Source organism: bacterium, assembly GCA_014360495.1.
Taxonomy (GTDB): Bacteria; Armatimonadota; JACIXR01; order JACIXR01; family JACIXR01; genus JACIXR01.
Genome location: JACIXR010000006.1, coordinates 1 through 14,651, shown reverse-complemented (window position 1 = coordinate 14,651; position 14,651 = coordinate 1). Strand labels below are relative to the sequence as shown.

Sequence of the window (14,651 nt, the reverse complement as noted above, 5' to 3'; positions counted from 1 at the left end):
TGCTGGCATCGTCTCCCTTTACTGGACGGAGGAAATTCTCAGGGAAGGGATATATGGGCGAGAGACTGCCAAAAACGCTGATAGTGATTGAGCATAGAGAATTGGGCTTGGAGGAAGGCAGTATCTAATTCATCGTATCTCTCCTCCACGATAGATACTAGTTCTCCATCAAGCGCCCTATCCTCCACGAGCTTTTTCAAAATCCCAATCACATCCTCCTTCCCCATAACGCCCCGATAGGGACGATACTCCCTCAATGCGGAAAAAACATCAGCTACCGCCATAATTCTGGAACCTAAATCCAAATCCTCCTCTTTTAAATGGAAGGGATAGCCCGTTCCATCAAGATGCTCGTGATGGAAGGAAGCCCAATCTCTTATCTTCTCCCATCCCTTTACACGAGATAACACCATATAGGTATAGAAAGGATGCGCCTTCACGACCTCAAATTCCTCCGGCGTTAGCCTTCCGTTCTTCTCTAAAACCTCAGTGGGAACGGCAAGCTTCCCCAAATCGTGCATATAGCCTGCCATTTTAATCATTTTGAGCTCTTCTTTTGAGAAACCGCAGAAGCTCGCTATCCTCTCAGCTAACTCACCCACGCTGAAAGAATGAACGGAAGTGAAAGGGCTCTTAAAGTCGGTTATATCACAGATAAGGTAAGCTATTGAAAGCTCTTCCTCCCAATCCAAGGGGATGGAGGGGAAATTAGCTTTTTCAAAAAGGAGTGAATCCAAATAGGGAGAGACAAGCTCAAGCCAGAAGCTTTCCTTGCTTGATACAGAAATGAACGCCTCAATGACATTTTCAGGTAAAAGCTTCAAAGCCAATCCCTCTATCGTTCGGCGAATATCCCCAGCCTGATGAAGAATGAACTTGTCGGGTTTAATGAGGATGGAAACCTTATCCGCAAGGCTTAAAATATAGCTTGCGATGGATATCTCCTCTTCCGTCGTTTTTATGACCGCCTCTAAAAGGTTGGTGCGAACAGAAGCATTCTCCATTTCTCGCCAGGGAGCGTGATGGTAAAGCAAGATGTTTCCCGCTTGAGGAACCACTTTTGTGAAGAAGGAGTTATTACGCAGGAGACAATAGCCGATATAGGCGTGGCGGTGGGGGTCAGTTGCCTCAATTTGATGAACTTCTATGCTTTCCCTTAGAGAGAGGATACCGATGTCGTGAACGAGGGCGGAGAAAAACAGGTTTCTCCTCAGCTCCTCCTCCAACTCCATCTCCTCGGCTATTTTAAGGGATATGTAGGCGCAGACCTTGTGGTGATTTGAGAGCTCTGGGTGAGCAAGGTCAAGGACTGTTGAGAGAGCAACAAACACTTCGGTAGGAGAAATCTTCTGCTGCTCCATTAGGAAACCTCCTGCCTGATATTTTAAACTATTAATTAATCAAAATTTAATAAACTAAGTTTCTTTTGTCTATTTTTTTTCACTACAACCACTGTATTTCTTTAAATTACCGCTTCTTAAACGATATATTCAAGCTTATTCTAACATTTTACTCCTTGCTCTAAGGAATTATTTCCTCCATAATAAAGATAAAGGAGGTCTGCCCTATGAGATTTAGCTTGCTCGTTTTGCTCATCATAATTCTTTTCTCTGGATTTAGCAAGGGGAACCCGATAACTAACGGAGGATTTGAGGAGCTTAATCCTCAGGGTTTTCCCCAGCATTGGGAACCCGTGGGCGGTCCACCAACGAGCGAGATAGGGGTTTCCACTGACGCTCACTCGGGCAAATATTCCCTCCTACTTCACAGGATTAAGGAAGTCCCAAGCGAGGAAACGGGGTTGAATCGCGCCTGGAAGCCCTTCAGCGGGGAACAGGGCAGCATGCTTTCTGAATTGAAGGGGGCTATCTCCTTCTGGTATAAGGCGCTATCAGCCGATAAGGATGCCAAGCTCGCCTTCTTCGTCATCCCTATGTCCGCTAAGCCCTTGGAAGATACGGGACTACCTCGTCAATCCTACATAGTCCCCCAAAGCCATATAGGGGATGGTAAATGGCATAAAGCTGTTGTCACATACGATTTCTCCGGCAAGCCGAAAGTGAAATGGGTCATGCTCGCTCCCCGCATTTACGGAGGGAGAGGAGCTTGGTTGATAGACGATGTGGAATATATGGAGAAGGCGGGGGCTGTGCCCGCTATAAAGAAGCTCTATATTGAGGAGATAAAGGGAAAAGAAGGCAGGGAATGCCTCGTCAAGGCGGAACTGCAGAACATAGGTGATGAAATCGGCGACTTGACCGTCTCCCTTGAGCTTCCCTCCTATCTCTCCACTACCGACTCCCTCACTCAAGAGGTCAAATCGGTCGGAATCAAGGAATTTCCCACCGAGGTTAGCTGGAAGGTTTCAGGGATAAGGGATAGGGAAGATGTGATAAGGCTGTCCGCTAAATCCAAGATGGGTTGGGAAGCGGATGCCGAGCTAAAGCTCGCGCCCTCCATCAAGGCGGAGCTTCAATTGGGGCGATCAATCCTCTCTCCCGGTCAAAACGGCGGTATCTACCTCATTCTAAGAAACGCGGGAACCGCAATCGCCAAGGACATATCCTCCAGCATCTCCCTTTCCAAAAACCTTAACCTCCTCGATGCCCAGCAGAAGAGGATAGATTCCCTCCCACCCCAAAGCTCGGCGAGGCTCTCCTGGCAGGTGAAGGCTTTGAGGGAGAGCATAAAGGAAGAAGCGAAAGTAGAGCTATCTCTGCAGGGAGAAAAAAGGGAGTTCAAAGGAAGCTTGTTGATTGGCGCTTCTTTTCCCGCTTACACTCCTTCCTTTCCTCAGGCTAATGCGATTGTGAAAGATGGAGTCGCAATTCTCTCAAACGAGAAGCTCGCCATCCTTTTCCCCCGCTCCTCCTTCGGGTATGGTATAGCCGAGATAAGGGTAAAACAAGGCAATGAGTGGAAATCCCTTGCGAGAATCCCTCATCTCGCCCGCCTCATCTTTTCCCTTAAAGGCAAAAAGACAGAAATGCTGATTTATACAAACGCCCCAAAGATTTCGCGCCAAAAGAACGAAGCCCAGCTTCTCTTCTCCAAACAATTCAAGGATGAGGACGGCGGTAACTGGCGATTTGAACTCAAACTCACCTTGGCTAAAGGGAATGATGTGTTTAAGGCGGATTACACACTCACTTGCAATAAGGATAGGGAGCTTCTCCTATTTGAGGGTCCCCTTCTTTTAGCGGGAGAGGGAAGCTTCGGGGAAGGGAAGGAAGAGGCGCTCTTCCCCGGCTTGGAATGGCTTGTTGACGGCGAACGCTCCTCCAGCAGTCTAGACATCTCGGAAAATCATCCCGATAGGATTAGATATGTTCCTCATCCAAATAAGATAACAATTCCCCTTATGAGCATATACAACAAGGGGCTTTCGGTAGCCGTTCTCTGGGATGCTTATCAGAAATGGGATGGCGAAAACGATAGACCGAGCGCAGTCTTCGCCTCTCCTGATTGGTTTGAGGGGAGAAACGCCCATATAATGGGATTGTTTCTGCCCTCAGTCCCTCAATGGGTGAGGGAAAACGAGCGCCTCGCGGATAAGCCATATAAGCTCGCTAAGGGCAAAAGCCTGAAGCTCACCGCTTGGATTTACGCCAGCGGAGAGGCAAAAGACGCCCTATCAGCGATGGATAAATGGTTTTCCCTCTTCGGTGTGCCCGAGCCTATGACCATCCCGAGAGGGAATTATCTAAAGGAGATAGAGTTTTCTATGAATGCCTATCTGAAATCCCTTTGGATTCCCGAGGAGGAGCAGTGGTGGACATCTAAGGGAGCCGGTCCCCTCCTCTCTGGGAAAGGTCGTCCTTCTTCCTTCCTCTATGACCTCTATCAAGGCTATCTCCTTTCCCCTTCAGCGGATGTAAAGAGGAAATGCTGGGAAATGATAGATTTTATGAGAAATAAATATCGCATTGATATAGCTGGGGATGACCTCGGCTTCACCTTCAATGAACCATTAAGGTCTGTGCTAGGGATGGGTATGCAAGCGATAAGCCTTCTCAATCAGCAGTGGGAGGATGGCTCCTGGCGATTTTACGCCAACCGCTTGGGAACGGGAGTATTTGAGGGTTATGATTATCGCCAATTGGGACCCCACAATGCGGTTGAGGTTGGCACCTGCGCCTACAATGCCTATCAAATCCTCCGTTATGCGAGGATGAGCGGAGACCAAAAGCTCTTGCAGGCAGGATTGAAGGCTTTGGAGTTTATGAAAAGGTTCAATGTGCCGAGAGCTGCCCAGGTTTGGGAAGTGCCCGTTCATACTCCTGATGTCCTCGCCGCCTCAGATGCTGTTGATGCCTATATTGAGGGCTATAGGGCAACTGGGAATAAGGAATATTTGGAGGAAGCGAAAAAGTGGGCGAGGAGGGGATTGCCTTTCATCTATGTGTGGAATGAGCCCAAGTTTCCATTTATGAGATACGCTTCCATTCCCGTTTTCGGAGCGAGCTTATATGAGGTCTCCTGGTTCGGTAGACCAGTTCAATGGAACGGTCTGCGCTACGCTTATGCCCTTCTTAAATTGTGGGATTACGACCAATCCTTCCCCTGGAAAAAGGTGGCAGAGGGGATAACACGCAGCGCTATGTATCAGCAGGACGAGGAGGGAGAGAACATAGCCCTTTGGCCGGATAGCATAGGGGCGATTAAGGGAGATAAGGCGGGATGGGTCTTCTCTCCTATGTTGATTTTGAAGTGCGTTTACAAGCTATTGAATAGGGATAGCGAACCTCAGACGATTAAGATTGGCGATTTTCGTGTGAATTATAGGGGGAAGGTCAGGGATGCATCTTTGAGAGGAAAGAACCTCTCCTTTGAGATAAAGCTTCCCAGTGGGGAGCCGGGCTGGGTTGTCATTGCGGGAGCCAGCAAGCCCCAGAGGGTGCTAGTGAATGGGAAAGAAGCGAGCTTTGAATATGATTCCAATATGGGCTTGGTGGGGGTGAACCTTAAGGCGAGCGACTCCTGGCAGGAGGTCAAGGTGGAGGGGATAGAGGTTAAAAAGGTGAGCGTTCTTCCAGAGCTCAGGACGAGGTTAGAATTTGAATTCGCTGAATCTCTTGAGGGATGGTGGTCGCAGAACGATATAGCGGATTTGGAGGTTAGAAATGGATGCTTGGAGGGTATTGCGACGGGAGGCGACCCATATATGGTAAGGTTTGGGATGGATATTGATGGAAATAGCTGCGCAAGGATTAGGATAAGAATGATGACGACGGCTGGTGGAGGGGCGGAGCTTTATTGGGCGACGGCGGATTCCCCCAATTTCGCCGAGGACAAGACGGTGAAATTCCCCATAATATCGGATGGAAAGTATCACGAATATGTGATAGACGTTGGCAATCATCCTCTATGGAAAGGAAAACGGATAACCGCCATCCGCATAGACCCAACTGGCGGAGCTCCCGATGCCAGATTCTCAATAGATTATATAAGGGGAGAATAGGGCTCGTTTTCTGAGATTTATATTCGGTGCAGTGATATATAATTATTATCAATGATTATCATTATAGATGAAGAGATGGCGAAACTTAGCGAAACTGGTTTTCGCCTAAAAGCTTCTCTCCCATAGGGGTACAGAAGATAGAACCTTTTGGACTGAGGATGCTTAGGGATATTGCGTGTTCAAGATAGTTCAAGAATCTATAGAGAGTTCCCGTGGCATTAAATAAGAGATTGCCACAGCTTTCCTTTGGAAAGCCTCTCAATGACAAAAGGGCAACTGCCCAAGTATTAAAAGGCTCAAATACATCAGCGAATCAAACAAATTGTTGACTTTTTCATAGCATCTTTTTATTATTTTCAATATGAAAATCGGAAAAATCGCCCTTTTATCGGTATTCCTAATACTCGCCGGCTGTGGCGGACCTGTTAGCCTCACTACAGGCACTGGAACGAACCCCTCCTCCGACAGTGGGATAAACTACCCAGCCAGCGGATATATGGTTGAGGTCTTGGATAAAGTTTGGAACCCCACCTCCCGCACCCTTACTTTCCTCTATTCCTGCATCCCTCTCCAAAACACATCTATCAGTTCTATGCGCGGCGAATTCTCCGGACCAGTTTCAGGACAATTTAATCCAATCCTGAATTCCGCTACAAATATTTGGGTTGCCGATGTCATCCTTCAACAAGATGGGACTTACGAAATTAAAGTCTATGCAACGGATAACTTTGGGAAGGAAACCCTCATTTTAACCTTCCAATACACAACTCCCTCCAGCAGCTCAGACGGAGGAGGCTCAGGAGGTGGCGGTGGAGGAGACGATACACCTCCTCCTCCACCCTTTTAAAACCTCCCTATAACCTTTAATCCCCAAGGAGCTTGATGATAAATGAAGGGTAAAGAGCACATTTATAAAATTGAACCTTACCAACCAGGAAAGCCCATTGAGGAAGTCAAGCGTGAGCTTGGACTCACGGATGTTATCAAATTGGCCTCTAATGAGAACCCTCTCGGACCCTCCCCACGCGCCCTTGAAGCAATGAGAGAGAGCTTGGAAAATGTCAGCTATTATCCCGATGGCAACTGCGCTATTCTGAGGGAGAAGCTTTCCCAAAAGCTCGGTTTCCCTCCTTCCTCCTTCGTCTTCGGAAACGGCGTGGACGAGATAATTCATTTCATCGGGCTCGCCTTCCTGGATGAAGGAGACGAAGCTATAATGGTTGACCCCTCCTTCGTCAGATATGAAGCCGCCATTCTCTTAAATAAAGCCGTATGCAGAAAAGTTCCTCTCAAGGATTTCCAATATGATGTGGATTCCCTCATTGACGCCATAAACGAAAAGACAAAGGTAATATTCATCGCCAACCCCAATAATCCCACCGGCACTTTCCTTTCAAAAGAACAATTGGAAAAACTCGTCAAGGAAGCGGAAGGAAAACTCGTAGTTTTGGATGAGGCTTATTACGAGTTCGTTGATGACCCATCCTTCCCCGATAGCCTCTCCTTGCTCCGGGAGGGAAAGGATGTCATCGTTCTCCGCACCTTCAGCAAGATTTACGGCTTAGCCGGATTGAGAATAGGCTATGGGGTTGCTAAAGAGGACACAGTTCAAGCGATAGAGCATACACGGGAACCCTTCAATGTCAATTATCTCGCTCAAGTTGCCGCTGTCTCCGCCTTGGATGACGAGGAACATCTGAAGAAGACACAGATGACGATTTGGGAGGGAAAGCGATATCTTTACGAGCAATTTGAAGAGATGGGCTTATTCTATCTGCCTACTCAAGCCAACTTCATCTTCGTTGATGTCAAAAGGGATAGCAGGGAGGTCTTCCAGGCTCTTCTTCGGGAGGGAGTGATTGTTAGGACTGGCGATATATTCGGCTGCCCAACCTTCCTGAGGGTGAGCATAGGGACTATGGAACAGAACGAAAGGTTCATAAGAGCGCTTAAAAAGGCATTGGGAGGTGCTGATTAATGCTCGTCATTCTAAATGCTAAGGCAACCGACGAGGAAGTGAAAGAGGTTACCTCACGCCTTGAGGCGTGGGGATACAAAATCCACATATCGAAAGGAGTTGAGAAACTTGTCATTGGAGGAGTCGGGGTTCCTGAGGTAAACGAGTTAGAGTGTGCTGATGTCCTCCGCTCTCTTCCCTTTGTGGAAGATGTGTTGATAATCGTCAAGCCTTATCACCTCGTCGCGAGGGAGTTTCGCCCTCAGGGCTCAGTGATAAAGGTTGACGATGTGGAGATAGGAGGACAAAAGGTTGTTTTGATGGCTGGACCCTGCTCAGTGGAGTCCTATGAGCAGGTCTACGAGACCGCAAAGGCGGTGAAGCAGGCAGGAGTAAGGATATTGAGGGGAGGCGCCTTCAAACCCTCAACCTCCCCCTATTCATTCCAGGGATTGGGAGAAGAGGGACTGGAAATCCTCTCTCAGGTTAAAAAGGAGTTCGGTCTTCTCGTTGTCACCGAGGTTATGGACCCTCGTGATGTTGAGCTCGTATCCGAGCATGCCGATATCCTGCAAATAGGAACCCGGAATATGCACAACTTCCGCCTTCTCTCCGAAGTGGGAAAGAGCGGTAAGCCCGTCGTGCTCAAAAGGGGATTCGGCGCTACTATAGAGGAATGGCTCTTGGCAGCGGAATACATCGCGAAAGAGGGCAACCTCAACATCATCCTTTGCGAGAGAGGAATAAGGACATTTGAGCCCTCCACAAGATTCACTTTGGATATCAACGCCATCCCCTTAGTTAAGGATTTATCTCACCTGCCTGTCATTGCCGACCCCAGCCATGGGACGGGTAAATGGCAGCTCGTGCCAGCGGTATCAAAGGCGGCGATAGCAGCGGGCGCTGATGGTCTCCTCATTGAAGTTCATCCCCACCCAGAACAAGCCCTCAAAGATGGTCCACAATCCCTCCGCATTGAGAACTTCCTCCCCCTCGTTGAGGAACTGAGGGCTGTTGCCCAAGCTGTGGGGAGAACCCTCTGAGATGGACGAGGCATCATTTAAGACCATCTCAATAGTTGGCGTTGGTTTAATCGGCGGCTCGCTCGCCTTAGCCATCAGGAAAGCCAAAATCGCCAAGAGAATCATCGGCTTGGGAAGGAGAATGGAGAGCTTAGAGAAAGCTCTCCAGAAGGGAGCTATTGATTTCGCAACCCTCTCCTCGGAGGAAGCCTTCTCCCAAGCCGATTTAATCGTTCTCGCCACAACTCCCGCGACTATTCCCTCCTTCTTCCCTCAGATAGCTAAATTCGCAAAGGAAGGTTGCCTCGTAACCGATGTGGGAAGCGTCAAGAGAAGAATCGTTGAGGAATCGGAAAAGCTCCCTGAACATATCGTCTTCGTGGGCGGTCATCCCCTTGCGGGAATGGAGAAAAAGGGAGTGGAATGGGCTGACGCGGAGCTATTTAAAAATTCAATCTATATCCTCACTCCCTCTCCACGCTCAACTGATGAGGGGATGGGAAAGCTCAGCGAATTGGTTAGAGCTATAGGGGCAAAGCCTTTGATTATGGATGCGGAAAAACACGACCTTTTGCTCTCCTACACAAGCCACTTCCCCCACATCCTCGCATTCGCTCTCTCCTTGCTATTTAGCAAACTCTGCGAAAGAGAAGAAGGAGCGAGGTCGCTCGTCGCGGGTGGATTCAAAAGTATGACGAGGATAGCGAAGAGCCCTGCCGATATGTGGGAAGAGATATTTATAGAGAACAAGGAAAACCTCCTAAAAGTTTGGGAGGAATGGGAGGAGGTTATGGAAGAGATGAGAAAGGGATTGGAGGAGGGAAAATTGAGGGATAAATTGGAGAAGGCGAAGGAAGAGAGGGAGAAATTGGATGAAGCTTGTTTGTAGAAGGGCAAGGGAATTTGAGGGAGAGATAATGATACCGGGGGATAAGTCAATCTCCCATCGGGGTGCGATGCTGGGAAGCATCGCTGAGGGAGAAAGCGATTTGGACAATTTCAATATCTGTAAGGATTGTATGAGCACCTTGAGATGTTTGAGGCTTTTGGGAGTGGAATGGGAGCTTGAGAGAAGGAGGGTGAGGATAAGAGGTGGGAACTTGAAGGAACCGCAAAATATCTTGAATGCAGGCAATTCGGGAACGACTATGAGGCTTCTATCCGGCATTCTCTCCGCTCATCCCTTCCTCTCCATCCTCACGGGCGATTCATCCCTTCGCAGAAGACCTATGGATAGGATAAAGCAACCTCTTGAGATGATGGGCGCTAAGATTTTTGCGAGGGCTTCTCGTTATCCACCCTTAGCAATTTGGGGAGGGAAACTGAAGGGAATAGAGTATCGCCTTCCCGTAGCCTCGGCACAGGTCAAATCGGCAGTACTCCTCGCCGGTCTCTTCGCGGAGGGAAAGACCACGGTATTTGAGCCATCTCCCTCTCGAGACCATACCGAAAGGATGCTCTCCTATATGGGCGCGAAGATAGAGTGGAAAGAGGGGATAAGCATTGAGGAGAGTTCAAGGCTCTCACCTCTCAAAATGAGAATCCCCGGCGATTTTTCCTCCTCGGCGTTTTTCATAGCCCTTGCCCTTCTCACCCGTTCCCATTTGATTATAAAGGATGTAGGACTTAACCCAACGAGGACGGGCTTTTTGAATGTCCTACGAGATATGGGAGCGAAGGTGGATATAAGGAACTTGAGAGAGGAAGCTAACGAACCCGTCGGCGATATTGAGGTGATGGGAGGGGAATTAATGGGGACTAAAATTGACAAGGATATCCCTTTGATGATAGACGAATTACCCATATTGGCTATCCTCGGAGCGAGGGCTAAGGGGATTACGGAGTTAAGAAATGCCGAAGAGCTGAGATATAAGGAAACGGATAGGATAAGGGCTTTAGCGATTGGCTTGAGGAAGATGGGGGTGGAGGTGGAGGAGAGGAAGGACGGATTGTTGATTAGAGGTGGAAAGACAAAGGGCGCGGTTGTAAATTCATTTGGAGACCATAGGATAGCAATGGCATTCGCCATCCTGGGATTGACGAGCGAAGGTGAAACGGTGGTTAGGAACGCTCAATGCGTCGCAATCTCTTTCCCCGAGTTCTTCTCGCTCATCAAACCCCTGATCGGCGAGGCGATTTCCCAGTCGTCCTAATACAAGCTCCCGCCAAGTAAGACAAACTCTAAAATGCTGCTCCAACTTTTCTAAAAGGAGAAACTCAACTTCCCTCTTACTTTACTTTACTCGCCTCCAATCTCCACTTCACAGCGGAGAGATTTGCCTCCCTCACCCTCTTCACCAAATCCCATTTGGGTCTATCCCCTACATCCACCATCCCGAAAGCGTAATGCTCTCCATAAACCAGCTCCTCTCCTCTGCCCGGTCCCCTTCCCGTTAATGGCTGGTCCCTGTAGAAAAACCAAGCAATCCCAACACAATAGGGATTGCTTGAGGCATCCCTTACCCACTTCTTATAAAGCTCTCCTGAATGAGCGTCATCCTTCGCCCAAACGCCGTAAAGCCCAAATCCCCTCTCTCCATCATAGAAAGCAGGGTAGGAAAACTCACCGCAAATTATCGGCTTACCTGTTTCCTTAACCAGTTTTCTCAGCCAATCGCTCATAAAATTAAAAGAATACAAATCGTAGCCGATCACATCACAATATTTCGCTGCCACTCTCCAATCCTCCTCGCTCTCCCACCATCTGGGAACAATCCAAAAGCCAAAATATAGATGGTTAGGGTCTATCTCCTTCACTGTCTTGTAAATGAATTCATAGTATTTTTCAGCGTAGAATAGCCGCATCTTCTCCAAATCCTCACCAGGGGGATTAACTTTCACTTGATATAATTCCTCTTTACTCCTCACATTCAATCCCCAGGCTTTCGCCATAGCCTGCCAATCACCCTTATATATCTTCTCCAGGGCATAATCTATCAACGCTCTTTTAGCGGGAACATTCGCTGATTTCCCCAAGATATCGGAAATCTCCCCTTTCGTTATTATCTCCTCATATTCGTTTCCCAGGGACCAACCCACAACAAATGGGTCGTTCTTGCTCGGCTCTATCTGAGAACGAAGCGACTCCTTGAATTTCTCCCTCACCTTTTCATCAAATATATCTGGGTGACGGGCGATGTTAGGAACATCCCACCTACGAAGGACGGGAAGATAGGGCATTCCCTCCATAGCTCCCCATTTCCCAACACCGCTGAATCCCCAGAGCTTCAGGCGTCTCCTTGTTAAATCAAGCGCTATCTTCTGCCAATCCTTCCCATATTTGCGTATCATATTCGCCGTATGAAAGGCAACATATTCCGTTGAGCCATCTCCCCATGCGCCTTTTCCCCAGCAGGCGGAATATATCCCCTCCTTCGGTGGGAGCCACTCAAAGAGATATTCCCTATCGCTCACAGGCGTCATCTCCCAATTAAGTGAGGGAACTCCACAAAGCCCAAGATAAAAACAGGGATTCCCCTCAGGGGATACAAGCCACCAAAACCCTCCCCTTTTAACTACCCTGTAAAATCCTGTTCCTTTCTCCTTCCACCCCGCAAGCTTGTACCCTCCGTATTTATCGTAACCCTTGGGCTCGCTCAAACTTTTAAGCATCCTCTCTTCCTCTTCCCAAGCCCTTCTTAAGTCCTCATCGCTCTTTATCTTTCCCTTCCAATCGGCATACCTGCATTGTCCATAACGGTCTATGAAAGGAGAAATCTCCCTTAAATTAGGATAGGGAATTATATAGAATTTCACCTCCATCTCTATTTCATCTTTAACTTCAAAAGGGATGTCTTGAGGAAATTGGGGCTCAAAGACGAAAAGGGGGATTTTCGGTTGAGGGAAAGAAAGGGCTCTCTTTTTCCCTCCGCTTGAGAGATTTATCCTCTCCACTACTATGAGATACTCCGCCCTGCCTTTTGCCCATCCTGGTATATTGTAAAGGGATAGTTCACCCTTGAAGGGAAGAAATCCACCTTCGCTAACCCCTATAAGCTCTCCATCAAGATAAAGCTCTCCCTTATGGCGGGTTATAATGGCTTTCGCTGAATAAGTCCTGTTGAATTGCCATTTTGGAGTGGCGACTATGAAGCGCCAATTTTTCCCATCCGCTATTCCGAGGATGAGGCGAAGGGTTTCAAGCTTGCAGGGAGCGGAGCCCTGAGAGGAGTTCTCAAAATCAAGGTAAAAGCCGGTCTTGTTTCCCCAATCATATTGAGAGATGATATAGAGGCGATTTTCCTCAGCGAACGCCAAGGAAAAAGAGATAAGAACAAGAAGTAAAAGACGAAATTTCATCTCATAATCACCCTCCTTTAAGATGATTTTATCTTAAAAGCAATTTTCCTTCCACCCCAAAAATTTTTTAAATGTCATAATAATTTTAAAATTATTGACATAATTTTGACTATGTTTATAATGGAGTTAAAAGAAAAATGTATTGACCTTGATTTGCAAATGCTGTAACATAGGGATTAGATATGTTAAAAATACGAGCTAAACGGTTGAATAAGCAGAGAAAAGAAATTCTCTTAAAGAAAGGGTGTTGTGGTATCGTTGTCTCGGCTCTTTATTTTATGAAGCCAAAAATCTAAAAGGAAAGGAGGTGAAAAGATGAAAAGGAAGGGCTTCACACTCATTGAGCTATTGGTCGTCATAGCTATCATCGCCATTCTGGCCGCCATTCTCTTCCCCGTCTTCAGCCGAGCAAGAGAGCAAGCAAGAAAAGCCGCTTGTCTGTCCAATATGAAGCAGATAGGCACAGGGCTGATGATGTATGTTCAGGATTGGGACGAGTGCTATCCCGTCTCCTGTTGGGGCGAAGCAGTTTGCCAATGGAGGGGAGATGTTTCCTACTGGTTGAGTAATATTTTCCCCTATGTCAAGAATGTGAGCATATTCTCCTGCCCCAGCCAGAGCGGTTCTCACTGCTTCTGCTTCCCCGCTATCACCAGACTATCCGAGTTCAAGGATGAAAACGGCTGCCCTGCTTGGAACAGAGTTAAGATAAATTACGGCTATAGCGAACCTATGTCTTATCAGAGACCGCTGAGGATGTCTCGCCTACAACATCCTGCAGATACTGTGGTCATCGCCGATTCCCCTTGCCAATACCTGGGAGATTACCATTTCGTGTGGACACAGGACCCCGCCAGGGCGTTTCTCCGCAGAATCGCCTTCAAGGATTGGTGGGGCTGTGGCTGCCCGCCAGCTGACCCAGCAGCCGTTCCACCTGACCCTGATAACCACACCTACCATATGGGAGGTTCCCATATCGTATTCGCTGATGGACACGCTAAGTGGTTGAATTGGAACCAGATAAGGACGATTACGGGAGGCGGAAAGCTTAGATATTACGATTGGGAATGGTAAAGGAAAGGGATGGGAAGGCAGTGCCTTCCCATCCCTTTCAAGACAGTATGCCGCTAAAAATCTGAAAGGAAAGGAGGTGAAAAGATGAAAAGGAAGGGCTTCACGCTCATTGAGCTATTGGTCGTCATAGCTATCATCGCCATTCTGGCCGCCATCCTCTTCCCCGTCTTCAGCCGAGCAAGAGAGCAAGCAAGAAAGGCGGCTTGTATGTCCAATGCTAAGCAGATAGGGCTAGCGCTGATGATGTATTGCCAAGATTGGGACGAGACATATCCAATGGATAGATGGGGTAAGGGAAGACCATGCTGGGCACCTCAAGAAGCACCTTATATGACTTGGCGATTGATGATTCAGCCTTACCTCAAAAACTGGCAAATATGGACTTGTCCTTCCCAGCCGTCTGGTGATTATGCAAGTCAGGGTGAGGAAACGAACGATTGCTGTTATGGTTCCGTAGTCCCAACGGCTATACCCGTTCCCCCTGGCGTCAAGTTCCATTACAATTACAATGGTTCCTCCTTCTGTGGAGCACCAAAGAAGATGGCAGACCTTAAAGCTCCAGCTAACCTTATAATAATTCATGAGCCTCATATCGCTTGCGCTGACGCTGGCACTTGGTGCAACTGGGTTTTCCGCAAGGAGAGCTGTTGGCACGCCGATGGAAAGGTATTCATCTTCGCTGATGGACATGTGAAGTGGTTGAAGCCTCAGCAGACGACATCACCAATCAATATGTGGAATCAGGATCAAGGTCCCTGCACGCCCTACGATTTGACCTGCAACGACAACTACGAGCTGCCGTAAAGGAGATGGGGGGCGGGAAGGCGTAGCCTTCCCG

10 protein-coding genes are annotated in these 14,651 nt (G+C 48.0%); 8 read left to right on the top strand and 2 right to left on the bottom strand.

The features are described 5' to 3' along the window. Positions 1-38 precede the first annotated feature (38 nt). The gene (locus tag H5T88_06170) at positions 39-1,361 is read right to left on the bottom strand and encodes an HD domain-containing protein (protein ID MBC7329930.1); all 1,323 of its coding nucleotides are present in this window, start codon (positions 1,359-1,361) and stop codon (positions 39-41) included. Positions 1,362-1,567: 206 nt separating this feature from the next. Here H5T88_06170 and H5T88_06165 point away from each other — a divergent pair, with 206 nt between their 5' ends. From H5T88_06165 to aroA, 6 genes are all read left to right on the top strand, one after another. Continuing rightward, positions 1,568-5,461, top strand: a complete 3,894-nt coding sequence (locus H5T88_06165) for a hypothetical protein (GenBank protein MBC7329929.1) — start codon at positions 1,568-1,570, stop codon at positions 5,459-5,461. 361 nt (positions 5,462-5,822) lie between these two features. Beyond that, positions 5,823-6,308 (top strand): hypothetical protein, encoded by a 486-nt coding sequence (locus H5T88_06160; protein MBC7329928.1) that lies wholly within the window; start codon positions 5,823-5,825, stop codon positions 6,306-6,308. 42 nt (positions 6,309-6,350) lie between these two features. Then, positions 6,351-7,439 (top strand): histidinol-phosphate transaminase, encoded by a 1,089-nt coding sequence (locus H5T88_06155; protein MBC7329927.1) that lies wholly within the window; start codon positions 6,351-6,353, stop codon positions 7,437-7,439. Continuing rightward, positions 7,439-8,461 (top strand): 3-deoxy-7-phosphoheptulonate synthase, encoded by a 1,023-nt coding sequence (gene aroF, locus H5T88_06150; protein ID MBC7329926.1) that lies wholly within the window; start codon positions 7,439-7,441, stop codon positions 8,459-8,461. The genes H5T88_06155 and aroF overlap by 1 nt, the downstream gene beginning before the upstream one ends. A 1-nt stretch (position 8,462) precedes the next feature. Then, positions 8,463-9,329: a prephenate dehydrogenase/arogenate dehydrogenase family protein gene (locus tag H5T88_06145; protein ID MBC7329925.1), complete on the top strand. Its 867-nt coding sequence runs from the start codon at positions 8,463-8,465 to the stop codon at positions 9,327-9,329. After that, entirely contained in the window at positions 9,313-10,593 is a 1,281-nt protein-coding gene (gene aroA / locus H5T88_06140) for a 3-phosphoshikimate 1-carboxyvinyltransferase (protein ID MBC7329924.1), read from the top strand. Before H5T88_06145 ends, aroA begins: the two co-directional genes overlap by 17 nt. Before the next feature lie 76 nt (positions 10,594-10,669). On the opposite strand, the gene H5T88_06135 is transcribed toward aroA, so the two are convergent. Continuing rightward, positions 10,670-12,739: a glycosyl hydrolase gene (locus H5T88_06135; GenBank protein MBC7329923.1), complete on the bottom strand. Its 2,070-nt coding sequence runs from the start codon at positions 12,737-12,739 to the stop codon at positions 10,670-10,672. A gap of 315 nt (positions 12,740-13,054) precedes the next feature. On the opposite strand from H5T88_06135, the gene H5T88_06130 reads away from it, so the two are divergent. Beyond that, the gene (locus H5T88_06130) at positions 13,055-13,813 is read left to right on the top strand and encodes a DUF1559 domain-containing protein (protein MBC7329922.1); all 759 of its coding nucleotides are present in this window, start codon (positions 13,055-13,057) and stop codon (positions 13,811-13,813) included. A gap of 84 nt (positions 13,814-13,897) precedes the next feature. Continuing rightward, the gene (locus tag H5T88_06125; GenBank protein ID MBC7329921.1) at positions 13,898-14,617 is read left to right on the top strand and encodes a DUF1559 domain-containing protein; all 720 of its coding nucleotides are present in this window, start codon (positions 13,898-13,900) and stop codon (positions 14,615-14,617) included. The last annotated feature ends 34 nt before the right edge of the window (positions 14,618-14,651 follow it).